Raw genomic sequence first — 26499 nt, forward strand, 5'->3', positions numbered from 1 at the left:
TGATTGCCAAACTACAAAATTGGGAAAGACGCTCGACTCTTTTATAATTTACGCTTACGTCAATGTAACTCTTGCGAAGAGAATGAAACTCGACCACATTTAAAAATGAGGAGGCTGTCCGTGGGGCGGGCGGCTTGGGAGACGGCGGGCGCACAGGCTGCCCAAATTTGGACGGAGCAATCCGGGGAGAAGAAATGGCGAAAAAAACGACTGGGCAAAGCGCATCCGTAGTTGAAACCGTCGCGGCACAATCAGCGAGCAAGAGCGCGCCGACGCAAGAAAAAATCTGGTTCAAATCATATCCGGCGGGCGTTCCACACGAGATCGACCTGAGCAAAACCTCGTCCATTGGCGATATGATTCTGGCGTCCTGCCGACAGTTCCCCGATCATCCTGCCTTCACCTGCATGGGGAAGGACCTTTCTTTCAAGGAGCTGGATGAATATTCGCGCGCGCTTGCGGCATTTCTGCAATCGCGTGGCCTTGTTAAAGGCGACCGCGTTGCCGTGATGATGCCGAACATCCTGCATTATCCAATTGCATTTACCGCCGTTCTGCGTGCCGGTTTCGTGGTGGTGAACGTCAATCCGCTTTATACGCCGCGCGAACTGGAGCATCAGCTGAACGATTCCGGTGCGAAGGCATTGATTGTTCTGGAAAACTTCGCATCGACGGTGGAGAAGACCCTCGCTTCCGTCAATGTCCCCAACATCATCGTCGCTTCGATGGGCGACATGCATGGTTTCAAAGGCCATATTATCAATCTCGTAGTGCGCCGTGTGAAGAAAATGGTACCGGTGTGGAATATCCCGGGACATGTCCGTTTCAAGGACGCACTTTCGCAAGGTCGCGCCCAATCCTTCGACCCAATTCCGGTGCAGGGGTCTGATCTTGCCTTCCTGCAGTATACTGGCGGCACTACGGGTATCTCGAAGGGTGCCATGCTTACGCACAGCAACATTCTCGCCAATGTCGAACAGATGCACGTCTGGATGGAGGTTGCATTCCGAAACAAAGGCAAGCCGAAAGCGCTGAATTTCGTATGCGCCCTCCCGCTTTACCACATTTTCGCGCTCACCGTGAATGCCATGATTGGCATCAAGCTCGGCGCACGAAATATCCTTATCCCCAACCCTCGCGACATACCCGGCTTCGTGAAGGAGTTGAAGAAATACCCGTTCCACATTTTTCCAGGCCTCAACACCTTGTTCAATGGCCTCATGAACAATCCCGATTTTCAGACACTGGATTTTAAGCCCCTCATTCTGACGCTTGGTGGCGGCATGGCTGTTCAGCGTCCCGTTGCTGAGCGCTGGCAGAAAATGACCGGTTGCCACATCACAGAGGGCTATGGTCTTTCCGAAACGTCGCCTGTTGCCTGCGCCAACGCGCTTGATGCAACTGAATTCTCCGGAACGATCGGCCTACCAATGCCGTCGACCGATGTGGCGATCCGCGATGATGATGGGAATGACCTCGCGCTCGGTGAAGTCGGGGAAATCTGCGTGCGCGGACCGCAGGTTATGAAGGGATATTGGGAGCGTCCCGACGAAACCAACCGCGCGATCATGCCCGATGGTTTCTTCCGCACGGGCGACATGGGCTTCATGGACGAGCGCGGCTATACCAAGATCGTCGACCGCAAGAAGGACATGATCCTTGTTTCCGGCTTCAATGTCTATCCAAACGAAATCGAAGAAGTTGCCGCCGGTCATCCCGGCATCGTGGAATCGGCTGCCGTTGGTATACCGAACGAACATTCGGGCGAAGTCGTGAAGTTGTTCGTCGTACGCAGCGACCTCAACCTGACCGAAGACGAAGTCAAAGCCTATTGCGCCGAACGCCTCACGAACTACAAGCGTCCGCGCCAAGTCGAGTTCCGCGAAAGCCTGCCGAAAAGCAACGTCGGCAAGATTTTGCGCCGCGAACTTCGCGATTGAGAATCGTCGACATTCGGAAACAAAGGCGGCCGGACATTTTATCCGGCCGCAATCGTTTCAGGTTGAATCATGCAGAGGGCGGTGCCAAAGGCTGAACGATTTCCCGAAAAGGTGCCAGCGCTTCGCATCGAGCCGCCAGACCCGTCAATGCCTGATATTTCTGTTCATTAAAAAGATTGGGATGCGCCTCGCGCAGAAAGCGAAGCGCACAAGCCGCCGCGATATCGGCATGCCCAATATCGTCTCCAAACCAGTATGATGATTTCCGTTCCGCAAGATCACTTTCCAGAACACCCAGCACCCGCGCGATCTGCGTCTCACACCGCTCAACCCAGACGTTTGATCTTTCGCTTCGCAGCAAACCTTCATAGAGGAGGCTTACAGCCTTATCGGCAAGACCGGTCGAAAGCGCGCATATCTTCAATGTCTGACGGCGTTCGGCACCTTTGGGCGCGATCAACGGAGGTTTGCCAACTGCGATCTCATCGAGATAGTCGAGTATCGCCGCACTTTCGATCACGACGTCGCCATCATCCAGCACAAGCGTCGGCACGCGGCTCAGCGGATTGAACTCCGCAAGCCTGTCACGGTCACCAAACGTCGACCATGGTTTGTGTTCGAATGGCAGGCCGTAAAGCCGCATGGCGATGGCAACACGCCGCACAAAGGGGGAATCATACTGGCCGATCAGGATCATGGACGTAGCTCGGGAACGTTAAACGTACCGCCATGCTACTCCACGCCAATTTCACCGCAAGAGTTGTGAGAATGAATTGTCGTGATGTTTCCATTCAATTCGCTGCATGGAAGCCATGCACTCATCTCTTCAGCAGTTCAGGCAGTCCGGCCACACTGTCCAACACCACATCGGCATGGGGCTCCAGCGCCTCACGAGGAGAATTGCCAGATAGAACACCGACTGCAAGCCCTGCCCCGGCAGCATGGGCTGTTTCCAGATCATGCAGATTATCCCCGACCATGGCGATCTCGTTAGGCACCAATCCCAGCTTTTCTGCAAAATAGAGCAGCGGATCGGGATAGGGCTTTGGGCGCGCCGCCGTGTTATAACCGATTACGACGTCGAAGAGCCCATGGATACCCAGAGCTTTGGCGGTTGCATGCGCACCGGCTTCGGAATCATTGGTAGCAATGCCTAGACGGAAGCCCATTGTGCGAAGCACTTCCAACGTTTCGCGAACAGCTTCAATAGCAACGGCTGAACGCGCACCTTCGGTGACGCAATAAGCATCATATTCTTCGACCAATTTGCGCAACTGCTCGGACGCGACATCTGGATGCCAAAGCGAAACGATATCTTCGACTGTACCGGCGGCGATAACCGAATTGGCCCGGAAACGCTCGGTCAGCCAGTCGTAGCCTCCCGCGTCAAGCAATGCACGAGCCCTAATCTCGTCACCTTTTGCGGCGCGCTGCGCAAGCTGCCACGAGATTGAAAACCAGGTACGGTCGAAATCGATCAATGTGCCGTCCTTGTCGAACAGGACGGCACGTATCGACTTTATACGGTCGGCGGAAAGCTTGTCGCTCATGCTTCCAGCGCACCGGCACGTTTCTTGACAGCTGAAGGCTTCGCGCCAAGCAGTTTGAGAAGATCATCCCCACGACGAACATAACGCAGCGAGCGACGGGTCAGGATGCGCCCGTCCTGCGGGGCGGTCAGCGTGATGTCGCCTTCCGGTTCACCCGGCTTCGTAACCACTGTAACCAGCTTCGTGCCCGCCTTTACTTCATCGCCAGGCGCTACATGAAACAACACCATGCCGCCTTCCGGTGCGCGCAGCATCTCAACATGCGAAAGCGGTGTAACGAGACCCTTATATTCCGTCTCTAGCTTCACATTGTCGTCGCGGACAACACCCCGATGCACGAGAAATTTGTACAGACCTTCAGCGTCGCCTTTGCCCATATCGGCGTAAACATCACTCAAGCCGCGAAATTCAACAGTTGTAACCGCCCGGCGCTTCATGTTGCGCTTGTCCGCCGGCAATTGCAGGACAGGATGGGCGCAGGCTTCTTCAAAAGCTGCATCAGCGGTCGTGTCCCATGCGAGGATTGCTGTCGAGTTCAACGCGATAGCCAGATCCTTCATATCCTCGGCAAACTCTTCCGCGATATAAACGTAATTTTCGCTCTCGTCGTCGCAATGCAGGTCAAGCACGATGTCATTTGGCAGAGCCAGCTTCAAAAGCGTCGCCTTCAAGCGCTGTGCCAGTGAGATCGGCGCATCCGGCTCCGGCAGTTCAGACGTATCAAAATCCGGCAGTAGCGGGAAAGCGCGATTGAAATTGGTCAGCGAAAACGTCTCGAAACGACCGAGATGCTGATGTGCCTGCCACTGATTGGAACCGATTGGATTGGCTTGCGGAACAACGGTGATATTGCCAAGAACGCGCCCTTCATCGGCGGCCTTCTTCAACATCGGAACCAGGAAATGAAGAGCCGCCTGCCCCGGAAGTTCTGCACCGTGAAGCGAAGATTGCAAATAGGCGGACGGCGCATCGCTGTCCTTGCCTGCAAAGCGCAGTACGCGCAACTCGATGGCATTTCCCGGTACATCGCCGGCAAATTTTACGATCTCGGTTTTCATTTCATTTCCCATTTTATTTCTCATGAAGAGAGCCGGGTTACAAACCCGGCTCTCTTTTATTTCTAGCTGTGCGGAGAATGCCGTCAAGCTTTCCGTCGCGCATGCAGATGCGCGACAAGCCCTTGTGTGGATGCGTCGCGGCCGTCGCTGCTTTCCTCGCCCGAAACCACCGGCAGAAGTTCGGTGGCAAGTTCCTTGCCAAGCTCGACGCCCCATTGATCGAAAGCATTGATGCCGAAAATCTGTGCTTCGACGAACACGCGGTGCTCATACAGCGCTACCAGACGTCCGAGAGCGAACGGATCGAGCTTGTCATGAACCAGCGTCAACGAAGGACGGTTGCCCGAGAAAACACGATGCGGCGCAATGCGTTCGACTTCGCTTTCCGGAAGGTTCTTCGCTTTCAACTGCGCCCGCGCTTCATCAAGGGTACGCCCCTTCATCAAGGCCTCGGACTGTGCAAGGCAATTCGCCAGCAGCATTTCATGCTGATGGTCGAGGTGCTTTTCATGGCCCTTTGTCGCAACGATGAATTCGAGCGGAATGGTGTCAGTGCCCTGATGCAGAAGCTGGAAGAAAGCGTGCTGGCCGTTCGTACCAGGCTCACCCCACACAACCGGGCCGGTGGGACCGGAAACCGGCTTGCCATCGACCGTGACGCTCTTGCCATTCGATTCCATATCCAGCTGCTGCAGATAGGCCGGGAGACGGGCAAGACGCTGGTCGTAGGGAATGATCGCCCGGCTGCCATAACCACAGATCGCACGATGCCAGTACCCGATAAGGCCCAGCCAGACGGCTAAGTTCTTTTCCAGCGGCGCATCTCGGAAATGCACATCCATCGAATGCGCACCTGCCAGAAACTTGCGGAAATCATCCGGTCCAATCGCAATCATCACGGGCAGGCCGATAGCTGACCATACGGAATAACGTCCGCCGACCCAGTCCCAGAAACCGAAGACCCGGTCTTCAGCAATACCGAAGGCAGCGACCTTGTCCAGTGCGGTGGAGACAGCCGCGAAATGGGCGCCCACAGCCGCTTCTCCAAGCGCATCCGCCACCCATTTGCGCGCAGTCTGCGCGTTGGTCATTGTTTCGATGGTCGTGAATGTCTTGGAAGCAATGATGACAAGCGTCGTCGCCGGATCGAGGATGCCAAGCGTATCTGCAATGTGTGCGCCGTCGATATTGGAAACAAAATGCGCACGAGGGCCATCATGATATGGTGAAAGGGCCAGAGTTGCCATGACAGGTCCGAGGTCGGACCCGCCAATGCCAATATTGACGATATCGGTGATCTTCTTTCCGGTCGCTCCCTTGATGGCACCCGACCGAATACCATCCGCAAATGCCGCCATACGGTCGAGCACTTCCTTCACGTCCGGCAGAACATTGTGCCCGTCAACGAGCACTTCCTTCGAGGAAGTATCGCGCAGCGCGACATGGAGAACGGCACGGTCCTCCGTGTTGTTGATGTGCTCACCCGCAAACATCGCCGCACGACGGCCTTCAACATCGGCGGCAACGGCCAGTTCCTTGAGGAGACCGATCGTTTCGTCGTTGACCCGACATTTGGACCAGTCGAACAGAAGGTCATCCAGGGATAGCGAATACCGCTCGAACCGGCCCGGGTCTGATTTGAACGCCGCGCGCATATCGTGCGGAGCCGAATCTGCCCAGTGCTTTTTAAGCTTTGCGACCGTTGCTTCAAGCTTCGTCGCGTCTCTTGCCATGATGCTACTCCCGAATCAAATCGATTTAATTGCGGACATTAAGCGCTTTAGAGAAGATTTGCGGCAAATAAATTACCGAACTTCCAATTTGGACAGAGTGTCATATACACCATATTGATCAATTTAGGGTGATCCACCTCGGAGTGAAGCATGGACCTGACCGGAGAAGAGCGGATTGCAGCGCCACGGCAAGCAGTTTGGGATGCGTTAAACGACATCGAAACGCTGAAATCCTGCATTCCCGGTTGCGAAGATATCGAGCGTATTTCGGAAACAGAGATACGCGCCGCCCTCAAAGTGAGCTTCGGGATTCTGAAGGTTCGCTTTCACGGCATTCTGGAATTGTCGAATATGAAACCGCCGGTCTCCTATACGATCTCCGGCCATGGTGAAGGCTCGATAGCCGGCTTCGCGCATGGTGCGACGGATGTGCGCCTCGACGAAGATGGTGACGACACGATTTTATCCTACGCCATACGTGGCGATGCCGGTGGCAAGGTGGCACAGATCGGCACGAAATTGCTCGGTTCTGTCGCGCGAAAGATCGCGGACCGCTTCTTTGCCAATATCGCAGAAGCGGCATCGAACGCCGCCGTAAAAACGACCTGATCCGACTTCACTCTTATAAAGCTGCAACGGCGTTCCTTAACAATCCGGTATGCGATAATTCGCAATACTTCTTGAAAGCCTGCTGGCATGAAACCCAGAGATATCGCGACCTATATTTTTCTCGCCGTAGCATGGGGACTATCGTTCCTCGTAGTGCTGCGCGTGGTCGAAGCCTTCGGCTGGGTTGGCGCGGTCACTTTCCGCTCCTTCATTGCCGCCGGAACGCTTTTTGCAATCGCGAAACTTTCCAGACGCAGACTTGATTTTCATGCCGGGTGGAAACCTTTCGCAGTCGTCGGTGCAACCACGGTTGCGGGACAACTGATCGGCCTTTCCTATGGTACACCGCTGATCGGCACGGCAATGGCCGCGATCTGCGTTGCATCCATTCCGCTTTTCTCGATGGTCATCAGCCAGCTCTGGGGGCTTGAACGCATCACCTCGCGCGGCCTTATCGGCCTGCTGCTTGGCGTGACCGGCATCATGCTTCTGGTTGGCTTCCCGGCCGTTGCTGTCACGCCTGCCTTCATCATGGGCTGTGTTGCTGTGCTTTTCTCCTGTTTTTCAGCGGCTTTCGGCAGCAATTATGCCAGCCGCCGCCTGTCAGGCACCGGCTCATGGGAAACCACCATTGGCGCATTCGTCTTTGGCGGCATTCTGAGCTTGCCATTGATTGTTGCCGTCCCCGTGCCAGCCATGCCGGGGCCGGTTGACTTTGCATATCTGCTGATTTCGGCATGTGTGATGAGCGCGCTTACCTATGTGCTCTATTTCAAACTGGTTGGAAATGTCGGCCCGACCAAAGCCATCAGCGTTGAATTCGTCGTGACAGTCATCGCGGTTCTCGTCGGTGCGGTGTTCCTCAAAGAACAGCTTTCCTTGATCCAGTTTGTCGGCGCTGCTGTCATCATTACGGGCTGCGCTCTGGTGCTAAGCTCGCGCCCGACACTGCCTAAAGAAACTGAAACTTTCCTGGCCACCGAAGCGTCGCCGGACGGTCTCAAGTCCGATCCGCTTTGATTTCGCATTTTAGCTGAATGTTAAAGGCCCGCGCTCACACAGTCGGGCCTTTTCTGCATTTGTAGTGCGGAATCCTCATAAATTGACCAGATGATAAAAAATTTGACCTTCCGTGAAAATCTGTCATCCTATCATTAACGGGCATCATATGACGACAAAGATCGCAGCCCGGAATAGTTGAGGTGCGCAAAGGGAACCCGCGCCAAAACGCAAGCAAAAATGGGAGATGCGATCCATGCGATCAGCAGAGAATTCGCCTATTGATGCAGTCGATAATCCGGGACACACAAACGGGCCTGACATCCGTGGGGCGCGGCTTGAAAAGGCCGACTACGCGCATGTTTTCGACGATCTGCATCCGCCGCTTACCAAGCATGAAGCCATTGTGGAATCGGATCGCTGCTATTTCTGCTACGACGCTCCGTGCATGAATGCCTGCCCGACCAGCATCGACATTCCGTTGTTCATTCGGCAGATCAATGCTGGCAATCCGGTAGGCGCCGCAAAGACCATTCTTTCGGAAAACATTCTTGGCGGCATGTGCGCCCGTGTTTGCCCGACAGAAACGCTCTGCGAAGAAGTGTGCGTTCGCGAAACTTCGGAAGGCAAGCCGGTCAAAATTGGCGAATTGCAGCGCTATGCCACCGATGTTTTGATGGAAACCGGCAATCATCCATTCAAGCGCGCGCCTGAAACCGGCAAACACATCGCCGTTGTGGGTGCGGGTCCGGCGGGTATCTCGGCGGCCCATCGCCTTGCCATGCATGGCCATAAGGTGACTGTTTTCGAAGCCCGCGCCAAGGGTGGTGGCCTCAATGAGTATGGTATCGCTGCCTATAAGACGGTCGATAATTTCGCACAGCGCGAACTCGAATTCGTGCTCAAAATCGGCGCGATCAATATCGAATATAATCAGACCCTCGGTCAGGATATCACCATTGAAGCGCTGAAAGCTGGCTATGATGCGGTTTTCCTCGGCATGGGTACGCCGGGCGTGAATGATCTCGGACTTGTGGGCGAAGATGCGCCCAATATAATCGATGCTGTTGATTACATCGCCAATCTGCGACAGGCAAAAGACCTCTCGTCCCTGCCCGTTGGCCGCAATGTTGTGGTTATCGGTGGCGGCATGACCGCAGTGGACGTTGCCATCCAGACCAAGAAGCTCGGCGCTGAAAACGTGACAATCGTTTATCGTCGCGGCCAGGAAAACATGAATGCCAGCGCCTATGAGCAGGAACTGGCACAGATTCATGGTGTGGTGATCCGTCACTGGTTGCAGCCGCATGCACTTGAGCGGAGCGAAGACGGCACGGTCAATGCCATAGTCTTTGAATATACCAATGCCGATAGCGGCAAGCTTTCCGGTACCGGCGAATATCTCATTCTTGAAGCCGATCAGGTTTTCAAGGCAATTGGCCAGAAGTTCGAACCGGAGCCGCTAGCGGGTTCAGGCATCGGACTTTCGAAAGGACGCATCAGCGTCGATGAAGATCGTCGCACATCCGTTGAGGGCATATGGGCCGGGGGCGACTGTGTTGCAGGTGGTCAGGATCTGACCGTCGCATCAGTGGAAGACGGCAAGGTTGCCGCCGAATCCATCCATGCGACGCTGATAAAACGTCCCGAAGCGATTGAAGGCTTTGCCGATGCGGTGCTGTCGGGCGGCGCGCTTCATGCGCCTGCAACATCTGCTTCCCGTGACCGCAGTGTCCATTTGGGCCAAGAACAGGGCTGAGGAGAGTAAACATGGCTGATCTTTCAACGAACTTCCTCGGCATCAAGTCCCCAAACCCGTTCTGGCTGGCTTCAGCCCCGCCGACCGACAAAGCGTATAATGTCGAGCGCGCTTTCAAGGCTGGCTGGGGTGGCGTTGTCTGGAAAACACTGGGCTCCGAAGGCCCGCCGGTGGTCAATGTTAATGGTCCGCGCTATGGCGCTATCCATGGCGCTGACCGGCGATTGCTTGGTCTTAACAATATCGAGCTGATCACCGACCGGCCGCTTGAGGTGAACCTGCGCGAAATGAAAGAAGTGAAGATGCGTTGGCCTGACCGCGCACTGATCGCTTCGATCATGGTGCCATGCGAAGAAGAGGCGTGGAAAGCCATCCTGCCTCTGGTGGAAGAAACCGGCGCAGATGGCATCGAGCTGAACTTCGGCTGTCCGCACGGCATGAGCGAACGCGGCATGGGTGCGGCTGTTGGCCAGGTGCCTGAATATGTCGCCATGGTCGTCAAGTGGTGCAAGCAATATAGCCGGATGCCAGTGATCACCAAGCTGACGCCGAACATCACTGATATTCGCAAGCCCGCACGCGGTGCCCATGCTGCGGGGACCGATGCTGTTTCATTGATCAACACGATTAATTCTATCGTGTCGGTCGATCTCGACAGCATGTCGCCGGTCCCATCCATTGATGGTCGCGGGAGCCATGGCGGCTATTGCGGTCCAGCGGTGAAGCCGATTGCGCTCAACATGGTGGCCGAAATTGCGCGCGATCCTGAAACGCATGGTTTGCCGATTTCAGGCATTGGCGGCATTACCACATGGCGTGATGCAGCAGAGTTTATTGCGCTCGGCTGCGGCACGGTTCAGGTCTGTACGGCAGCAATGACCTATGGCTTCAAGGTCGTTCAGGAAATGATCGATGGTCTTTCAGACTGGATGGATAGCAAAGGCTATCAGACCCTCGATGATTTCCGTGGCATGGCTGTGGGGCATGTCAGCGACTGGCAGTATCTCAACCTCAATTATGTCACCAAGGCGCGGATCGATCAGGATCTCTGCATCAAGTGCGGTCGTTGCCATATTGCCTGTGAGGACACCTCGCATCAGGCAATCACCAATCTGGTGAATGGTGCGCGCCACTTTGAGGTCATCGATGAGGAATGCGTTGGCTGCAATCTTTGCGTCAATGTCTGCCCGGTCGAAGATTGCATCACCATGGAGCAGATCGGAGATTTCGATCCGCGCACCAAGGCACCGATCCCGGCGCAATATGCCAACTGGACGACCCATCCGAACAATCCGATGGCCGTCAAGGAAGCAGCGGAGTAAAACAAAAACGCCGGGCAAGAGTCCGGCGTTTTATTTTGTGCTGTTTGGTATTAGCGACTAACGCGCATGCCTTTTTCCGGCTCGAACACATGGCTCGTTGCTGGGTCAACCGCAATGGTCAGCACATCGCCGGGACGCACCGTCAGGCGCTCGCGGAACAGACAGGTAACCGGCTGATCGCCGAGCTTGCCCATGACCATGATTTCCGAACCGGTCGGCTCGACGATTTCGACTGTGACCGGCACGCCGTTGTCGGCAATCTTCATATGCTCAGGGCGCATACCATAAACGGCCTTGCCCGAAAGACTTGCATAATCGCCTTCAGGAAGCGGCATACGGAAGCCACCGTCTGCCACGAACGAGCCTTCCTCGATCTTGCCGTTGACGAAGTTCATCGATGGCGAACCGATGAAGCCCGCGACAAACATATTGGCCGGACGATCATAAAGATCGAGCGGCGCACCAATCTGCTCCACCAGACCATCGCGCATGACAACGATCTTGTCGGCCATGGTCATGGCTTCGATCTGGTCGTGGGTCACGTAAATCGTGGTGGTCTTCAGACGCTGATGCAGGCCCTTGATCTCGCCGCGCATCTGGACGCGCAGCTTGGCGTCGAGGTTGGACAGCGGTTCGTCAAACAGAAACACCTGTGGATCGCGAACAATCGCACGCCCCATAGCCACACGCTGACGCTGACCGCCGGAAAGCTGGCGCGGGAAGCGGTCGAGCAGCTTGTTGAGGCCGAGGATTTCGGCTGCACGATTAACGCGGCTGTCGCGCTCTTCCTTCGGTGCATTTTTCAGCATAAGCGCGAAGCCCATATTGTCGGCCACCGTCATATGCGGATAGAGCGCATAGTTTTGGAACACCATGGCGATATCGCGTTCCTTGGCGCGCAGGTCATTGACGACGCGCGGACCAATGGCGATTTCACCATCGCTGATTTCCTCAAGCCCTGCGATCATGCGCAGAAGCGTGGATTTTCCACAGCCCGACGGGCCGACCAGCACGACAAATTCGCCGTCTTCAATATTGACCGACACGCCATGCAGAACGCCGACATTGCCATATTTCTTGATTGCATTTCGGATGGATACAGATGCCATCTTGAACCTCAACTCTTATTTGACGGCGCCTGCGGTCAGACCTGCAACGATCTGGCGCTGTGCGAATACGGTTAGCAACAGGACCGGCAATGTAACCACAAGGGCTGCAGCTGCAAGCGGACCCCAGCTGACCTGTTCAAAGGACAGCATGTTGTAAACTGCGACCGGCAGGGTGCGTGTCTCGCGGCTTGCAAGCACGATGCCGAAAACGAAATTGTTCCACGAGAAGATCACCGCAAGGATGAGTGACACCACAACGCCGGGTTTGGCGATCGGGAGTGCCACCTTCATGAACACCTGCCACGAGGAAGCACCATCGATGATGGCTGCTTCCTCCAACTCCAACGGTGTCGTCTCGAAATAGCCGATCATGATCCAGATCACGATTGGAACGGTGACGACCAGATGGATGATGATCTGCGGCCAGAGTGTGCCGAGCAGACCCAGCGTCTGGAACAGCAGGAACAGCGGGATCAGGTAAGAAAGGCCTGGTGTCATACGTGCAATCATGATGACGATTGCCGATTTATGCGCCTTGAGCCGTGCGATGCCATAGCCTGCCGGAACACCAACCAGCAGCGCAAGCAATGTCGCCATACCGGTCACGAGAAGGCTGTTCCAAAAGTAGAGCAGGAAGTCGTTGGCCGCAAAGATATCAGTGTAGTTCGACCAGGCAAAGCGTTCCGGTATCAGGATCGGCGGGTAAGCACCGTTGTCGATTTCGTATTTCAGCGAAAGCGACAGCATCCAGACAAAGAAGAAGATTGCTGGCGACACGATGATGAACACAAGAAGTGCAGTGCCAAGCTTCGAAAGAATTGACTTGCGTGCCATGACCGGTCCTCAAGCGTTCCACTTGGTCCGCTGGCGCAGAGCCAGAAGAACCAATGACATGGCGATAATGACAATGAAGAACACCACGGCAATCGCCGATGCGTAGCCAATGTCGTAATAGGAAAACGCCACGTTATAGAGATAGATATTGATCGTTTCCGACGCTGTTCCGGGACCGCCCTGCGTCATCGCATAGATGATGTCGAAGCTTTTCAGCGCATCGATCGAACGAATGATGACGGCCACCATGATGAACGGCAGGATCATCGGCAACGTGATGTAGCGGAATTTCTGCCAGCCATTGGCACCGTCGATTTCCGCGCTTTCAAACGGATCGCGCGGCATGGAGGCAAGGCCACCTAGCACGATCAGCATGACGAGCGGCGTCCACTGCCAGGTTTCAACAGCCACCAGCGACGGGATAACCGTGTTCTGGTTGAATATCCATTCCTGCGGTGGAATGCCGATCAGCGACAGAAGATAGTTCAGAACGCCGAGCTGCGGGTGATACATCATCGTCCAGACAAGGGCGACGGCAACCGGCGTCGCCATCATCGGCATGACAAAGATGCCGCGCAAGAGCCCGCGCATTGGCAGCTTGCTGTCAAAGACCAGCGCTGCGATCGTGCCTAAAACCATCGGAGCCACGACCGACAGAACCGTATAGACAACCGTATGCCACATGGATTCCCAGAAGCGCATGTCGGCTGCAAGACGCAGATAATTGTCGAAGCCGACAAAACTCTGCTCTCCACCAAGCTGCCACTGGTTGGTACTCATCCAGAGTGTAAACACCCATGGGAAGACGATCACCGCCCCGACGGTGATCAAGGCTGGAAGAACAAACGGCCAGTAACTCGGCCGCAAGCGGCTCTTGCCAGTCTTGGTGGAGGAAGCTGCATTGGCAGCAGCTCCCGTTTTTGCTCCTGTCGGGGCGGCAGACGTCATTTTCCTTCGCTCCGTGCGAGGACCGGACGGAATTCCTCCGTCGCGCGTTTCATTTCAGCTTCTGCGTCCGCACCATTCAGAAGATTGGTAAGACCGACACCAATGATGTCGCGGAATTCCGTGACAGGCACAATGACCGGCAGGCAGAGCTGGCTGATCGGGGCAGACTTCGAGAGAGCTTCCACCCAGCCTTCCGGCATGGTGACGCCCTTGCGCACGGCCTCATCGTCGATGACCGACTTGCGGAACGGAACGCCCGATCCCGACTGCAACAGGCGAGCACCCATTTCCTTGGAAATGGCCCACTGGCAGTAAAGATATGCCGCTTCCTTGTTCTTGGAGGCTTCAGTCACGCCGATGCCATCACCTGTCGTCGGTGCCGCCTGTGCATTCGGGCCTGCTGGCATGACGCCATAGCCAACCTTGCCGACAACACGCGACTTGTTCGGATCTTCAAGCGGCGGCGCAAAACCGATACCGTCGAGCCACATACCAACGCGACCCTGCAGGAAGTTAGACTGGCATTCAGCCCAGTTGAAGCCTGCAACACCGGGAGGTGCCGATTTGGTCATCAGGCGCTGATAGAGCTTGGCGGCTTCAATGCCTTCAGCCGAGTCAGTCTGCAGATTGCCATCCGTATCAACTGACTGCTTGCCATAGCCGAGCAGAAGGCTGGTATAGACCGGCGCATTGGCATTCTTCATGCCGCGCGCGACGAAACCATAGGTGTTGGTCGATGGATCGGTGAGCGCTTCAGCGGCTGCGACCAGCTCTTCAAAGGTCTTCGGGAATTCGATGCCCTTTGCGGCAAAGAGCTCCTTGTTCCAGTAGATGATCCAGTAATCGACAGAGAATGGCAGCGCGCCGAACCGGCCATTGGCATCCTTGGCGAAGGTCAGACCAGCGCTTGCGAAATCGTCTTCTGTAAGCGACGCATCGGTCAGCGTCGGGTCTTTCAGGAATGGGTTCAGGTCGGCAAGCCACCCGCCCTTTTCAAACTGGCGCTTCTGAACGTGATAGCTGATATGGATGACGTCGAAACTCGGACGGCCCGAAGTCAGCTCGATCACCGCTTTCTGGCGCTGCTGCTGTTCCGGCATCTGTTCGGAATGCACCTTGATGCCAGTGAGCTCTTCAAATTCCTTCTGGTATTTCTGAAGAATTTCGCCACGTGGGCTCTTGATGAGGTTTACTTCAAGTGTGGTCCCGGCAAATTTCTTCCAGTCGACTTTCGACTGGGCGAAAGACGGGCTGATGCCCGTCATACCAGATGCAGCGATTGCCGCTGATCCCGCCAGAAACTGGCGACGTGTTGGACGTAATAAATTCATTACATGCTCCTCCCCTATCTTTCTTCCGGCCCGGCAACTCCTCTTGCCCGGCCCTGGTTGTTAAATCTGCAAAGCCAGCTTCCGCGCATTGTTGATGTGAACGGCGATGGCATCCATGGCTGTCTGCGGATCGCGTGTTTCAATAGCAGCAAGCACAGCTAAATGCTCCTGCATAACCGGGATAACACGTCCGGTGATGCGGAATCGCTCCTGATTGATCAGACGCATCTTGATGGTATTTGTCTGATAGGCACGCCAGATGATTTCATTGTCGAGCGAGCCGACAATCGTATCGTGCAGGCTCCAGTCGATATTCTGCGCCCGTTCTTCAAGCTCCGGCGTTTCGCCTTCTGCCTTTGCACGCTCCAGAGTTTCCTCATGTTCCGCACGCAATGAGCGCAGCAACTCGTCGGAAGCCGACTGACAAAAAATCGCAACCGCCTCTTTCTCGATGAAAAGGCGGAACTGAAACGCTTCACGAATCAGATTGAGGTCAATATGGGCGATCTGGAGTCCGCGCTGCGGCACGGTTTTGATAAGACCTTCCGCTTCAAGACGCGGGATCAGTTCACGGATAGCACCCAGCGGCAAACCCGTCATGGTGACGAGTTGGCGCTGTGAAACGAACTGGCCCGGATGGAAATCGCGCGCCAGCAAATGCTGGGTGAAGCTCTGATAAGCCTTGTCCCGCAGTTTTACCGGTTCGTTATGATCTTCCGCCAAAGCCGTTCCCCTCTATCCTCCGAGGCTTATGCCGCCCTCAAGCTGCTTTTGCCATATGCAAACGGTCGAATACACTGCCAATTGCATCGAATTCCGCATCATTCAGCGAAATCAGCGGTGCACGCACGCGACGCCACTCCTTGTCACCCGTATGACGCGCCACCATGGCCTTGACCGCAGGCGTTACGGGGTAGTTCAGCAATTGCTGCACGGCATCGACCAGTTCGGCGTCATCCTGACCATCATTGATCATGCGCAACAGGCGGTGCGGAAACAGATTTGCCATGCCGGAAATTGCACCTTGCCCACCAAGACGTACACCGGCGGCAAGATCGCGCTCATCGCCGATCAGGATCGCAATGTCCTTGTGGGCTGCAAGCAGCTTTTCCGTATAGGCCCAATTACCGGACGAATCCTTCACGCCCGTAATAATGTCACCGAAAGTCGCACGCAGACGACCGATGAGATCGACCGACAGTTCAACCGCAGTCACCGACGGAATATTGTAGAGAATGATACCGCGCGCATCGCTGCCGAGACCCTTGAACACGGCCGAGAACCAGTTGAACAGGCCGTCATCAGAGAGGTTCTTGAAATAGGAAGGCGGTGCCAGAAGAATGGCCTTACAGCCGCGACGCAGCGCATCACCTGCCTGAAGAACCGCATCGGCAACCGAGTTCTCCATAACGCCAACAACGATATTGGCGGCAGGAAAGCCCTGCGCGATAAAAGCATCAAGAAGTGCGGCGCGCTCGGCGTCGGCAATCGACGAACCTTCGCCGGTGGTGCCAAACAGGGTTACGCTTGAGCAGCCATTTTCAAGGCGTGCGCGCGCGTGCTTCAGCGCACGGCTGACATCGATTTTGCCATCTGCATCGAATGGCGTCGTGAGCGCTGCAGAGAGCCCGAAGCGCTCCTGCCCGGAATGATTATGTGCCAAAACTGGCTCCTCCCAAATTTGAACTTTAAGTTTGCACATACTAACATGTTAGTAAAGAGTCAATTCGAGTTCAGCGCGCAATCGCATCGCTTTGAGGGGAAGATTTTAGAGATTATCGGACGGGAACAACGCCGGTTTCGATGAAGGAAACAACTTCGGCTTGGCTTGGTGAACCAGCGCGTCCGCCGAAGCGTGCGCATTTGATGGCGGCAGCGGCATTGGCAAAGCGGATGATGTCGGCAATCTCCTTGCCTTCAACCAGACCATGCGCGAAAGCGCCATGGAAGACATCGCCCGCAGCGAGCGTATCCAAAGCATCGACCTTGAAGCCCGCTACATGGGAAACAGGTTTGCCAGCACCTTCCGCCCAATAGCAGCCATCTGCGCCAGCCGTAACAGATGTGAAAACATCATAGCGATTGCTGAGAATACGGACACATTCACGCAAATCCGCCGTACCCGTGACGCTGATTGCGGCAGGCTCCGATGCAACAATATGAGTTGCAAGCGGCAGCAGCGTTTCCAGCAGTTCGACGGGTGCCGTATCGGCATCAAGTATCGCCGGAATACCTGCATCACGTGCAGCACGCAGCGCAGTTTCAGCAGCCCATGGCCAGCGCACATCGGTCATGACGGCAGCATAGGCTCCTGCCGTAATCGGTGGCACTGGATCAGATGGACTTGCAAGCCTGCGATCATAAAAAGGCACAATGATGCGTTCACCATTCGCATCGACAAGGATCGAAGAAAATGCCGTGCGCGCGCCTTCCAGCCGCCGAATATAGGTGCAATCGATACCTTCAGCCTCTAGTTCTGCGACGGCACGATCGCCCACCGGATCAATTCCCGCAGAAGCCCAGAGCGCCACATCGCCGCCAAGCCGCGCGATGGCAGCGGCTGCACTTGAGGCCATGCCAGCAGCAATCTCAACCGCCTCGCGCGGCAGATATTTACCCGCCACGTGTGGGAGTTCATCAAGACGGAGAATGGTGTCCATGGTGAGGGCACCGACGCAGAGAATTTTGGACGTCATGATTACGAGGTGAGACCTTCCGAGCGAAGCGTGGTCCAGAAGTCATCCGGGATCATCTGCTCGAACCAGACGACATTCTGTTTGATCTGTTCTGGCGAACGGACACCGATCAGAATGGAGCTGACGGCCTCGTGCCTCAACGGGAACTGCATGGCAGCAGCGGCGAGCGGCACATGATACTCATCGCAAATATCATGTAGGCGATTGGTGCGCGCAATGATTTCAGCAGGCGCGTCAGCATAATCGAACTTCTGTTCGCCGCCGCGCGGTGCAGCCAGAATACCGGAGTTGAACACACCGGCAATCACCAGTGCCATGCCACGCTTTTGTGCCAGTGGCAGAAATTCCTTTTCCGACACCTGATCGAGTAGCGAATAACGGCCAGCCAAAAGCGAACAATCAAGGTCAGCCTCTTCTAGCGCATCGCGAATGACCTGCCATTCGTTCACACCAAGACCAAAACCTCTGATATTGCCTGCCTCGCGTAATTCGGTCAGCGCACGGAAGCCGCCACCCTTGGTCAGCGCATTCCAGTGAAGCTCGTGCCTGTCGCCATGAGTCACACGGCCAATGTCATGGACATAAAGCAGATCGATTTCAGGAAAGCCGAGACGCTGCTGGCTGTCATCGAAGCTACGCATGATACCGTCATAGTTGTAATCAAAAACCTCACGAAAATTGAGGCCATTGTGCCAGCCTGAATCGAACGGATTTTTTGGCAGCGGCGGAGGCAAAGTGCGGCCAGCGCGCTCATTGGCCATCAGACGCCCGACCTTAGTTGAGACAACGGCGCGCTCGCTTTTTTCACGCAGCATATCGCCAAGCAGATGTTCACAGCGGCCATAGCCATACATCGGCGCACTGTCGAAATAACGGATACCGCTATCCCAGGCAGCTTCCAGCAAAGCATCCGCATCAGCACGGGAAACAGGCGCATAAAGCCCACCCAAAGGCGCCGTTCCCAGACCAAGCGCCGTTACTGTCAGACCGGTACGGCCAAGTGTCCGCTCATCTGATGCTCTGAATTGCATGTAATTTCACTCCCTCTGCAACGCAAAACAATACGTTGCCTCCTCACCGGATTGATAGGAGCAACCTCTTCTGTCTGCAATAAGAAAAACGGCGCAGACGAATGGTCCATTCACATGCAAATGAAATTGCCAGTCTCGCGGCTTGACAGGGCAAGTTTTTCCGCCATAGTACTATGATGTCAGACCAATTTGATAATAACGGGAACAGGTCTGATCCAGCTGTCGTCACTAAAGCAGACAACAGGACAGGATTTTGCAATGGGAGATGGGAAGCTTTCCATAGCACCTCTGCCGCCCATGGACCGGGCGCGGCAGGTCACGGAGGCACTTGCCACCTATATCCAGACTGCGCAGCTTCAAGCAGGCGATCGCCTGCCGGCTGAACGGGAACTCATGACCGCACTTGCCGTCGGGCGCTCCACAATTCGGGAGGCCATCCGACATTTCCAGGCCCTTGGCGTCATTGAGACCCGCAAAGGCAGTGGCACTTATCTTCTCAAGCCAATCACAGCGGCCACGATTCATCTGCCGCTTTCCTTCAACCCCACGCAATTGCGCGATGCGTTGCTGCAAACGCTGGAGATACGGCGCGGCATAGAAGCCGAAGCCAGCATGGTTGCCGCCCGCAAACGAACTGTCGAAGACCTCGTGATAATCGAGGAAAAACTCAATGAGATGGAGCGGGTGCACATTGCAAAGGGCACATCTGGCCCGGAAGACCTCGCATTTCATCTCGCCATCTATGACGCCACTCACAACCCGCTATTTCGGCAATTGCTGGAACAGATGCGCGATGCCTTTGTCAGCTTCTGGTCGGAGCCATTTGACCGGCCTGATTTTGCACGACGGACCTTTCCATTCCACCGCACACTCTTCAACGCCATCGTGGCTCAGGATCCTGAGACTGCAAGGCATGAAACTCTGAAAATCCTCGACATTGTCGAGGAAGACATCAAGGAAATGTCCAAATGACTGACGGGATAGCCCCGCTCGATTTCGCTGCACTGACAGTTGCACATGATGAGGGAAATGCCTTCGACGCGGTCGTACCGCCGATCGTGCAGACATCGCTTTTTACCTTCCCTAGCTATGACGACATGGTCGCTTCCTATCGCGGCGAAAAGGTGAGGCCCATTTATACGCGTGGCCTCAATCCCACCGTGCGGGCATTTGAAGAAATGCTGGCTAAGCTGGAAGGCGGAGAAGACGCGCTGGGCTTTGCGAGCGGCATGGCGGCAATCTCAGCAAGCGTTCTGGCTTTCGTTCAGCCCGGAGATCGCATTGTCGCCGTGCGCCACGTCTATCCAGATGCCTTTCGCCTGTTCGGCACGATCCTGAAGCGGATGCGTGTCGAAGTCGAGTATGTCGATGGCCGAGACGAAGAAGCTGTCGCAAAAGCCCTGCCCGGCGCCAAGCTCTTTTATATGGAAAGCCCGACGAGCTGGGTTATGGAAACCCACGACGTTGGAGCGCTGGCCGCAATCGCCAAGCGCAATGGCGTCCTCACCATTATTGACAACAGCTGGGCGAGCCCGATCTTTCAACGTCCGTTGACGCTCGGCGTTGATCTCGTCGTGCATTCGGCATCCAAATATCTTGGTGGACACAGCGATGTCGTCGCCGGGGTTGTCACCGGATCGAAAGTCCTCGTCGACATGATCCGCGCTGAAACCTATCCTTATCTTGGCGGCAAACTTTCGCCTTTTGATGCCTGGCTGCTTGTCCGCGGCATGCGCACATTGCCGACGCGCATGAAAGCACATGAGGCGTCCGCGCTGGAAATCGCCAAACGCTTGCAAGCTCTCGATATTGTCGAAACCGTCTGTCACCCAGCGCTGGCCAACCGCCTGCCTGCCGGATTATCGGGCACATCGGGGCTTTTCTCTGTCATCTTCAGCGACAGTGTTAACGTCCGAACACTCTGCAATCATTTGAAGCTGTTCAAACTCGGCGTGAGCTGGGGCGGGCATGAAAGCCTGATCGTCCCTGGCGAGGTCGTATTGCAGCAGCGTGCACAGCCCAATTCCGCGCATACGTTTGGTATCGATCCGCGCTCCGTCCGCCTGCACGTCGGCCTGGAAGGTACAGAGGCCTTGTGGCGGGATATCGAGGAGGCAATCGCCGCATCCACTGCATAAAAATAGTCGTGAGGAAAAATAAGGGGAACGACACATGAAAAAACTGATCGCAACTGCATTTGCCGCCATGTTGATGAGCGGCACAGCCATGGCCGATACGACCTTGAAGCTGGTGGAGGTCATCACCAGCCCTGAACGCACCGAAACGCTGAAGTCTATCGTTGCTAAATTCGAAGCAGCAAACCCCGGCACGAAAGTGGAAATCATCTCCCTGCCATGGGGTGAGTCTTTCCAGAAATTTGCGACCATGGTGTCGTCCGGCGAAATTCCCGATGTCATGGAAATGACTGATACCTGGGTCTCGCTCTATGCCAATAACGGAATGCTGGAGAGCCTTGAACCTTATCTGAAGGAATGGCAGACGACTTCTGACCTTACTGACCGTGCGCTGGAACTTGGCCGCAGCGTCAAGGATACGGCCTACATGCTGCCTTATGGCTTCTACCTGAACGCCATGTTCTACAACAAGAAACTGCTTGCGGAAGCCGGTGTTTCCGAACCGCCGAAGACCATGGACGAATTCCTTGAAGCCTCGAAGAAGATATCAGCGCTTCCGGGCAAAGCGGGCTATTGTCTGCGTGGCGGCCCCGGCGGCCTGAACAGCTGGGTTATCTTTGGCGCTTCCATGGCAGGCAACAATACGTTCTTCAACGAAGACGGCACCTCGACCATGAACAGCGACGGCTGGAAGAAGGGCATTGCCTGGGTCGTCGATCTTTACAAGAACGGCCTCGCGCCAAAGGACAGCGTCAACTGGGGCTTCAACGAAACCGTGGCCGGTTTCTATAGCGGCACCTGTGCCTTCCTCAATCAGGACCCGGACGCGCTGATAGCCATCGCCGAGCGTATGAAGCCGGAGGATTTCGGCGTGACCGTCATGCCGAAGGGGCCTGATGGCAAGACCTTCCCGACCATAGGCTTTGCCGGATGGTCGATCATGAGCGCCAGCCAGAACAAGGATCTGGCCTGGAAGCTGATCGCGACGCTGGAAGGTCCGGAAGGCAATGTCACGTGGAACAAGCGAACCGGAGCATTGCCGGTTCTGAAATCCGCACAGGATGATCCGTTCTACAAGACGCCGCAGTTCAAGGGCTGGTTCGACGAGCTTTCCGACAAGGACGTGACGCCGACCGTCATGCCGACCTACCTCGAAGAATTCGCCTTCTTCAAGGATTCGCTCGTCATCAAGACATCGCAGCAGGCGTTGCTCGGCGAAATTACCCCTGACGAACTGGCTGACCAGTGGGCGGAATATCTGACCAAGGCACAGCAGAAATTCCTGTCCGGTAAAAAGTAAGCGGAAAAGACAGGCGCAGACAATCTGCGCCTGTCCCAAACACGCCCCATTTATGCTCAAACGGGAAAGCGAGTGATGGCCACCACGATCCCTCAACAAGACAGACGCAGTTTCCTGCAGCGGTTTGCCCATGCATCGGAACCCTATTTTTATAGCGCTCCAGCATTGATCCTGATCGGTGCGATCATGCTTGTGCCGCTGGTTCTCGGTATTTCCTATGCGTTTCGTGACATTCAGCTTCTTAACCCGTTTTCTGGCGGCTTTGTCGGCCTCGAACATTTTCGGACACTCGCCGGTGACCGTGCTTTCTATGGTGCGCTAAAAAACACCTTGTGGTGGACCGGCGGCTCCGTATTGCTGCAATTCATCTTCGGATTGATTTTGGCGCTCCTGCTGGACAAGCCCTTTGCCGGGCGTGGTATTGCTCAAGCGCTGGTTTTCCTGCCGTGGGCCGTACCCACATTTCTCTCCGGTTTGAATTGGGCCTGGCTCTTCAATCCCGTCATCGGTCCCCTGCCGCACTGGTTCTATGCGCTCGGTCTGATGAGCGAGCCGAACAACATTCTCTCCGATCCCAATCTTGCCATGTGGGGTATCATCACCGCAGGTGTCTGGTGGGGTATTCCGTTTTTCGCGATCACCATGCTGGCCGCGCTTCAAGCCATCCCGCGTGACCTCTACGAGGCTGCAGCTATCGACGGTGCCGGGCCGGTACAGCGTTTTCTCTCGATCACACTCCCCTATCTCGCTCCGACCATGGCCATCACCATTTTGTTGCGCACGGTTTGGATTGCAAACAGCGCGGACCTGATCGTTGTGATGACCGGGGGCGGGCCGGCCGACCGGACGCAGATCGTAGCAAGCTATATTTTCACACAGGCTTTCAAGCGGCTGGATTTCGGTTATGCCTCGGCAATTGCGCTCGTGCTGCTTTTGCTTCTCCTCGTCTACTCCATGCTGATCGTGCTCCTGCGTCAGTCATTGCTGAACAAGGATTGAGGTCATGGCCGCTCGTAAACTTCTCCTGACCGGAGCCCACCGCGGTGCAATTCTGCTCTACGTGCTGTTTGCCCTGTTTCCGCTCTTCTGGGTTCTGAAAGTATCGGTCACACCCAACGACCTCCTCTACAGCGAGGGCGTGAAACTCTGGCCATCGCGCACCACGTTCGAGCATTTCGGTCACGTCTTGAACCACAGTTCGTTTCCGCTTTTCTTCCGCAACAGCCTGATTGTTTCCGGCGCGACGGCAATTGTCGTGACACTCTTCGCATCGCTATCGGGCTACGCTCTGTCACGGTTCAATTTTCGCGGCAAATACTGGATTGTCGCGCTAATGCTTTTGACCCAGATGTTCCCGCTGGTGATGCTGATCGCGCCGATCTACAAGATCATGGCACCGCTCGGCCTGACAAATAGCCTACTCGGCCTGGTCGTCGTCTATTCGGCATTCAACGTGCCCTTTGCCACGTTTTTGATGCAGTCATTCTTCGACGGTATTCCAAAGGATCTGGAGGAAGCTGCCAAGATCGACGGCGCGACACAGTTCATGGCTTTCCGGCAGATCATTTTGCCACTGACCCTGCCCGGCATCGCGGCCACGCTCGGTTTCGTTTTCACGGCTGCATGGAGTGAACTGCTCTTCGCACTGATGCTGATATCGGGCAATGACGCAGCAACCTTCCCGGTCGGCCTTCTGACTTTCGTGTCCAAATTCTCCGTCGACTTCGGGCAGATGATGGCTGCCGGTGTTCTGGCTCTCATCCCGGCCTGCGCCTTCTTCTTCCTCATTCAACGCTATCTCGTGCAAGGCCTGACAGCCGGTGCAGTCAAAGGCTGAAAGGGTTTTCAATGGCTTCCATCAACATTCAGTCTGTACGCAAAAGCTATGGCGAACTGGCCGTGCTCCACGGGGTCGACCTTGAAATCAAAGACGGTGAATTTATCGTCCTGGTCGGCCCTTCGGGCTGCGGAAAATCCACACTCCTGCGCATGATTGCGGGGCTCGAAGAGATAACCGCAGGTCAGGTGCAGATCAGCGGCAAACGCATCAACGAGCTAGCACCCAAGGACCGCGACATAGCTATGGTGTTTCAGTCCTACGCGCTCTACCCGCATATGAGTGTCGCCGACAATATGAGCTACAGTATGCGGCTGCGTAAAACGCCGAAAGAGAAGATCGCAAGCGCCATCAAATCCACGGCCACCAAGCTCGGCCTTGAACCCTTTTTGGAGCGACGCCCCAAGGCATTGTCAGGAGGGCAGCGCCAGCGTGTTGCAATGGGCCGCGCCATCGTGCGCCAGCCAAAGGCCTTTCTGTTCGATGAACCGCTCTCCAATCTCGATGCCCGCCTGCGTGAGCAGATGCGTGCTGAAATCAAGAAACTGCATGGCGAGCTGAAAGCGACCTCAATCTATGTCACCCACGACCAGATCGAAGCCATGACCCTTGCCGATCGCATCGTGGCCATGCATGGCGGCGTGGTGCAGCAGGTCGGCCCTCCGCTTGAACTCTATGACCGTCCGGCAAACCTTTTTGTGGCGGGTTTCATCGGCTCACCAGCGATGAATTTTCTGGATGTTACCTACCAGGAACAAGACAGCAAAGCGCATCTGAGCCTCACGGACGGAACGCAGATCGCACTGGCATCGCCCATGTCCCTTGACGACGGAGACAGGGCGACACTCGGCATCCGACCAGAGCACGTGACTTTGGAGCAATCAGGTAATCTTCCGACGCATGTGGACCTCGTCGAGCCGACCGGCTTTGGTATTATCCTGCACCTCAGCCTGCATGGATTGCCGTTCAAGGTTTTCACGCTCGATCGCGATGCACTGCTCGCTGAAGGTACAGTTCACGTGAGTTTTCCAACTCAACACCTGCATCTGTTCGACAAGGACGGAAACCGTGTCGAGGCGCGAAGGACTTAGTAATCCTTCGCGAAACGCGCTTGAATGCTCTGTGACAGAAGCGCGACCGGACGCGTTGTGTCACCCGGCGGATTCCATAGAAGCTCTTCGATCTCGCTGGAAGCAACAGGCATCTGACCGTCTTTCAACCGGAGATGAAATAACTCCGCCTCGACCGTTGCATCGTCTTCGTTGGCGGCGGGTGCAGACATCTTTGCTGCGTAGCGCAACTGGCTCTCATCGATGCGAATACCAAGCTCTTCCTCAATCTCGCGGATGAGCGCAATTTCAGGCTGCTCGCCTGCATCGATCTTGCCGCCCGGCTGGAAGAATATATCGCTGCCGCGCTTGCGCACGAGAAGGAAACGGCCCGCCTCGTCGCGGACAATGGCTGCAGAAATTCGAATCGTTTTCATGATGACGAATTCTCGTTGCGTGGGCGAATGCCGTCAAGAATGATGGCGCTTACCGCTCTGGCCGTTTCATCATAAAACCCGGCCTCCTCCGAACGCGAACCCAGAACGGCACCGACCTGTACAGAGAAATCCGAGTAATGCTGTGTTACCGCCCAAATGGTGAAGATCAGATGATAGGGATCGACCGGAGCCAAGCGTTTTTCAGCAATCCATCGATGAATGACAGCCGCTTTTTCGTCGACCAACTGCTTCAGGTGCCCTTTGAGAAAGTCAGAAATCGCCGGAGCGCCATGCAGAATTTCATTGGCGAAAAGGCGCGAAGCTTCAGGCTTTCTCGCCGACATTTCCAGCTTCACGGCGATATAGCGGCGCAACTCTTCCAGCGGATCACCATCCGGATTAATGTGTTCGAAAGGCTCCAGCCAGGTAGCAAGCGTATCTTCCAGCACGGTGACGTAGATGTTCTGCTTGCGTGGGAAATAATAGAGCAGGTTCGGCTTGGACATGCCCGCCTTCTCGGCGATCTGATCGACCGTCGAACCGCGAAAGCCGTATGCGGAAAAAACCTCCAGAGCAGCATCGAGGATCAGCCTGCGATTTATACCCTGAATACGTGTCGCACCTTCCGATTTCTCGTTCGACATCTTCTCGGTTCCGACTGTGTCAGTCCGTGAGTCTGAAGGAGCTGTGGCCATTTGACACCTTTCAGCAGTGTAGAATTTTTCAAAAGCGCTTGACCATATTCAAACGCTCTTCTAGCCTGCAATTTGACCAACTAGTCAAGTTTTTGCCCGCAAGGCAAGAATATTGTGGCCAAAGAGC

25 protein-coding genes are annotated in these 26499 nt (G+C 55.5%); 11 read left to right on the forward strand and 14 right to left on the reverse strand.

The window, feature by feature from the left end; translation table 11 throughout:
• The first annotated feature begins 194 nt into the window (after positions 1–194).
• A complete protein-coding gene (locus tag MKS82_RS08150; protein ID WP_109986006.1) occupies positions 195–1940 on the forward strand; it encodes a long-chain fatty acid--CoA ligase in 1746 nt (581 codons plus the stop codon).
• 67 nt (positions 1941–2007) lie between these two features.
• On the opposite strand, the gene MKS82_RS08155 is transcribed toward MKS82_RS08150, so the two are convergent.
• The 4 genes from MKS82_RS08155 to pgi form a co-directional block, all read right to left on the reverse strand.
• Positions 2008–2637, reverse strand: a complete 630-nt coding sequence (locus tag MKS82_RS08155) for a glutathione S-transferase family protein (protein WP_109986005.1) — start codon at positions 2635–2637, stop codon at positions 2008–2010.
• A 121-nt stretch (positions 2638–2758) separates the two neighbouring features.
• On the reverse strand, positions 2759–3490 hold the full coding sequence (locus tag MKS82_RS08160; protein WP_109986004.1) for an HAD family hydrolase: 732 nt from the start codon (positions 3488–3490) through the stop codon (positions 2759–2761).
• Positions 3487–4548, reverse strand: a complete 1062-nt coding sequence (locus tag MKS82_RS08165) for a succinylglutamate desuccinylase/aspartoacylase family protein (RefSeq protein ID WP_109986260.1) — start codon at positions 4546–4548, stop codon at positions 3487–3489. The genes MKS82_RS08160 and MKS82_RS08165 overlap by 4 nt, the downstream gene beginning before the upstream one ends.
• An 83-nt stretch (positions 4549–4631) precedes the next feature.
• On the reverse strand, positions 4632–6281 hold the full coding sequence (gene pgi / locus MKS82_RS08170; RefSeq protein WP_109986003.1) for a glucose-6-phosphate isomerase: 1650 nt from the start codon (positions 6279–6281) through the stop codon (positions 4632–4634).
• A gap of 150 nt (positions 6282–6431) precedes the next feature.
• On the opposite strand from pgi, the gene MKS82_RS08175 reads away from it, so the two are divergent.
• The 4 genes from MKS82_RS08175 (at position 6432) to preA (ending at position 10970) form a co-directional block, all read left to right on the forward strand.
• Entirely contained in the window at positions 6432–6890 is a 459-nt protein-coding gene (locus tag MKS82_RS08175) for an SRPBCC family protein (protein WP_109986002.1), read from the forward strand.
• 87 nt (positions 6891–6977) lie between these two features.
• Complete coding sequence (locus MKS82_RS08180) at positions 6978–7910, forward strand: DMT family transporter (protein WP_109986001.1); 933 nt, start codon at positions 6978–6980, stop codon at positions 7908–7910.
• A gap of 226 nt (positions 7911–8136) precedes the next feature.
• Complete coding sequence (locus MKS82_RS08185) at positions 8137–9648, forward strand: NAD(P)-dependent oxidoreductase (RefSeq protein ID WP_181394218.1); 1512 nt, start codon at positions 8137–8139, stop codon at positions 9646–9648.
• A gap of 11 nt (positions 9649–9659) precedes the next feature.
• Positions 9660–10970: an NAD-dependent dihydropyrimidine dehydrogenase subunit PreA gene (gene preA / locus MKS82_RS08190; protein ID WP_061344963.1), complete on the forward strand. Its 1311-nt coding sequence runs from the start codon at positions 9660–9662 to the stop codon at positions 10968–10970.
• Between the two features lie 50 nt (positions 10971–11020).
• On the opposite strand, the gene MKS82_RS08195 is transcribed toward preA, so the two are convergent.
• The 8 genes from MKS82_RS08195 to MKS82_RS08230 all read right to left on the reverse strand — a co-directional run bounded on the left by MKS82_RS08195 (position 11021) and on the right by MKS82_RS08230 (position 18919).
• Positions 11021–12079, reverse strand: coding sequence for an ABC transporter ATP-binding protein (locus MKS82_RS08195; protein WP_007873473.1), 1059 nt, complete (start codon positions 12077–12079; stop codon positions 11021–11023).
• A 15-nt stretch (positions 12080–12094) separates the two neighbouring features.
• A complete protein-coding gene (locus tag MKS82_RS08200; protein WP_109985998.1) occupies positions 12095–12913 on the reverse strand; it encodes a carbohydrate ABC transporter permease in 819 nt (272 codons plus the stop codon).
• A 9-nt stretch (positions 12914–12922) separates the two neighbouring features.
• A complete protein-coding gene (locus MKS82_RS08205) occupies positions 12923–13861 on the reverse strand; it encodes a carbohydrate ABC transporter permease (RefSeq protein WP_061344960.1) in 939 nt (312 codons plus the stop codon).
• Positions 13858–15192 (reverse strand): ABC transporter substrate-binding protein, encoded by a 1335-nt coding sequence (locus tag MKS82_RS08210; RefSeq protein ID WP_109985997.1) that lies wholly within the window; start codon positions 15190–15192, stop codon positions 13858–13860. Before MKS82_RS08210 ends, MKS82_RS08205 begins: the two co-directional genes overlap by 4 nt.
• Before the next feature lie 60 nt (positions 15193–15252).
• On the reverse strand, positions 15253–15915 hold the full coding sequence (locus tag MKS82_RS08215) for a GntR family transcriptional regulator (protein WP_109985996.1): 663 nt from the start codon (positions 15913–15915) through the stop codon (positions 15253–15255).
• A gap of 37 nt (positions 15916–15952) precedes the next feature.
• Positions 15953–16855, reverse strand: a complete 903-nt coding sequence (locus tag MKS82_RS08220) for a dihydrodipicolinate synthase family protein (protein ID WP_109985995.1) — start codon at positions 16853–16855, stop codon at positions 15953–15955.
• 112 nt (positions 16856–16967) lie between these two features.
• Positions 16968–17888 carry a PfkB family carbohydrate kinase gene (locus MKS82_RS08225; RefSeq protein WP_109985994.1) on the reverse strand — a complete coding sequence of 307 codons (921 nt, stop codon included), beginning with the start codon at positions 17886–17888 and terminating at the stop codon, positions 16968–16970.
• 2 nt (positions 17889–17890) lie between these two features.
• Positions 17891–18919, reverse strand: coding sequence for an aldo/keto reductase (locus tag MKS82_RS08230; protein ID WP_109985993.1), 1029 nt, complete (start codon positions 18917–18919; stop codon positions 17891–17893).
• Between the two features lie 258 nt (positions 18920–19177).
• Here MKS82_RS08230 and MKS82_RS08235 point away from each other — a divergent pair, with 258 nt between their 5' ends.
• The 6 genes from MKS82_RS08235 (at position 19178) to MKS82_RS08260 (ending at position 25282) form a co-directional block, all read left to right on the forward strand.
• A complete protein-coding gene (locus MKS82_RS08235; protein ID WP_109985992.1) occupies positions 19178–19891 on the forward strand; it encodes a FadR/GntR family transcriptional regulator in 714 nt (237 codons plus the stop codon).
• Positions 19888–21057, forward strand: coding sequence for a PLP-dependent transferase (locus MKS82_RS08240; protein ID WP_109985991.1), 1170 nt, complete (start codon positions 19888–19890; stop codon positions 21055–21057). The genes MKS82_RS08235 and MKS82_RS08240 overlap by 4 nt, the downstream gene beginning before the upstream one ends.
• 34 nt (positions 21058–21091) lie before the next feature.
• Positions 21092–22354 (forward strand): ABC transporter substrate-binding protein, encoded by a 1263-nt coding sequence (locus MKS82_RS08245; RefSeq protein ID WP_240578589.1) that lies wholly within the window; start codon positions 21092–21094, stop codon positions 22352–22354.
• A 75-nt stretch (positions 22355–22429) separates the two neighbouring features.
• Positions 22430–23353: a carbohydrate ABC transporter permease gene (locus tag MKS82_RS08250; protein ID WP_240578590.1), complete on the forward strand. Its 924-nt coding sequence runs from the start codon at positions 22430–22432 to the stop codon at positions 23351–23353.
• Positions 23354–23357: 4 nt separating this feature from the next.
• On the forward strand, positions 23358–24191 hold the full coding sequence (locus MKS82_RS08255) for a carbohydrate ABC transporter permease (protein ID WP_109985988.1): 834 nt from the start codon (positions 23358–23360) through the stop codon (positions 24189–24191).
• A gap of 11 nt (positions 24192–24202) precedes the next feature.
• Positions 24203–25282 (forward strand): ABC transporter ATP-binding protein, encoded by a 1080-nt coding sequence (locus tag MKS82_RS08260; RefSeq protein WP_109985987.1) that lies wholly within the window; start codon positions 24203–24205, stop codon positions 25280–25282.
• Here MKS82_RS08260 and MKS82_RS08265 read toward each other — a convergent pair.
• The gene (locus MKS82_RS08265) at positions 25279–25677 is read right to left on the reverse strand and encodes an NUDIX hydrolase (protein ID WP_109985986.1); all 399 of its coding nucleotides are present in this window, start codon (positions 25675–25677) and stop codon (positions 25279–25281) included. The two genes, MKS82_RS08260 and MKS82_RS08265, sit on opposite strands and share 4 nt — an antisense overlap.
• Positions 25674–26372, reverse strand: coding sequence for an HTH-type transcriptional regulator RutR (gene rutR / locus MKS82_RS08270; protein WP_109985985.1), 699 nt, complete (start codon positions 26370–26372; stop codon positions 25674–25676). Before rutR ends, MKS82_RS08265 begins: the two co-directional genes overlap by 4 nt.
• Positions 26373–26499 lie beyond the last annotated feature (127 nt).

Source organism: Ochrobactrum sp. A-1 (assembly GCF_022488005.1).
Taxonomy (GTDB): Bacteria; Pseudomonadota; Alphaproteobacteria; order Rhizobiales; family Rhizobiaceae; genus Brucella.

What these genes read in the sequence shown, in the direction of transcription:
- MKS82_RS08180 (WP_109986001.1), top strand. Translation starts at nt 6,978, where the DNA reads ATGAAACCCAGAGATATCGCGACCTATATTTTTCTCGCCGTAGCATGG.
- MKS82_RS08235 (WP_109985992.1), top strand. Translation starts at nt 19,178, where the DNA reads ATGGGAGATGGGAAGCTTTCCATAGCACCTCTGCCGCCCATGGACCGG.
- MKS82_RS08250 (WP_240578590.1), top strand. Translation starts at nt 22,430, where the DNA reads ATGGCCACCACGATCCCTCAACAAGACAGACGCAGTTTCCTGCAGCGG.
- MKS82_RS08260 (WP_109985987.1), top strand. Translation starts at nt 24,203, where the DNA reads ATGGCTTCCATCAACATTCAGTCTGTACGCAAAAGCTATGGCGAACTG.
- MKS82_RS08225 (WP_109985994.1), bottom strand. Translation starts at nt 17,888, where the DNA reads ATGACGTCCAAAATTCTCTGCGTCGGTGCCCTCACCATGGACACCATT.
- MKS82_RS08160 (WP_109986004.1), bottom strand. Translation starts at nt 3,490, where the DNA reads ATGAGCGACAAGCTTTCCGCCGACCGTATAAAGTCGATACGTGCCGTC.
- MKS82_RS08155 (WP_109986005.1), bottom strand. Translation starts at nt 2,637, where the DNA reads ATGATCCTGATCGGCCAGTATGATTCCCCCTTTGTGCGGCGTGTTGCC.
- MKS82_RS08255 (WP_109985988.1), top strand. Translation starts at nt 23,358, where the DNA reads ATGGCCGCTCGTAAACTTCTCCTGACCGGAGCCCACCGCGGTGCAATT.
- MKS82_RS08265 (WP_109985986.1), bottom strand. Translation starts at nt 25,677, where the DNA reads ATGAAAACGATTCGAATTTCTGCAGCCATTGTCCGCGACGAGGCGGGC.
- MKS82_RS08165 (WP_109986260.1), bottom strand. Translation starts at nt 4,548, where the DNA reads ATGAAAACCGAGATCGTAAAATTTGCCGGCGATGTACCGGGAAATGCC.
- MKS82_RS08200 (WP_109985998.1), bottom strand. Translation starts at nt 12,913, where the DNA reads ATGGCACGCAAGTCAATTCTTTCGAAGCTTGGCACTGCACTTCTTGTG.
- MKS82_RS08240 (WP_109985991.1), top strand. Translation starts at nt 19,888, where the DNA reads ATGACTGACGGGATAGCCCCGCTCGATTTCGCTGCACTGACAGTTGCA.
- MKS82_RS08185 (WP_181394218.1), top strand. Translation starts at nt 8,137, where the DNA reads ATGCGATCCATGCGATCAGCAGAGAATTCGCCTATTGATGCAGTCGAT.
- MKS82_RS08150 (WP_109986006.1), top strand. Translation starts at nt 195, where the DNA reads ATGGCGAAAAAAACGACTGGGCAAAGCGCATCCGTAGTTGAAACCGTC.
- MKS82_RS08205 (WP_061344960.1), bottom strand. Translation starts at nt 13,861, where the DNA reads ATGACGTCTGCCGCCCCGACAGGAGCAAAAACGGGAGCTGCTGCCAAT.
- MKS82_RS08195 (WP_007873473.1), bottom strand. Translation starts at nt 12,079, where the DNA reads ATGGCATCTGTATCCATCCGAAATGCAATCAAGAAATATGGCAATGTC.
- pgi (WP_109986003.1), bottom strand. Translation starts at nt 6,281, where the DNA reads ATGGCAAGAGACGCGACGAAGCTTGAAGCAACGGTCGCAAAGCTTAAA.
- MKS82_RS08210 (WP_109985997.1), bottom strand. Translation starts at nt 15,192, where the DNA reads ATGAATTTATTACGTCCAACACGTCGCCAGTTTCTGGCGGGATCAGCG.
- MKS82_RS08230 (WP_109985993.1), bottom strand. Translation starts at nt 18,919, where the DNA reads ATGCAATTCAGAGCATCAGATGAGCGGACACTTGGCCGTACCGGTCTG.
- MKS82_RS08245 (WP_240578589.1), top strand. Translation starts at nt 21,092, where the DNA reads ATGAAAAAACTGATCGCAACTGCATTTGCCGCCATGTTGATGAGCGGC.
- MKS82_RS08175 (WP_109986002.1), top strand. Translation starts at nt 6,432, where the DNA reads ATGGACCTGACCGGAGAAGAGCGGATTGCAGCGCCACGGCAAGCAGTT.
- rutR (WP_109985985.1), bottom strand. Translation starts at nt 26,372, where the DNA reads ATGGCCACAGCTCCTTCAGACTCACGGACTGACACAGTCGGAACCGAG.
- preA (WP_061344963.1), top strand. Translation starts at nt 9,660, where the DNA reads ATGGCTGATCTTTCAACGAACTTCCTCGGCATCAAGTCCCCAAACCCG.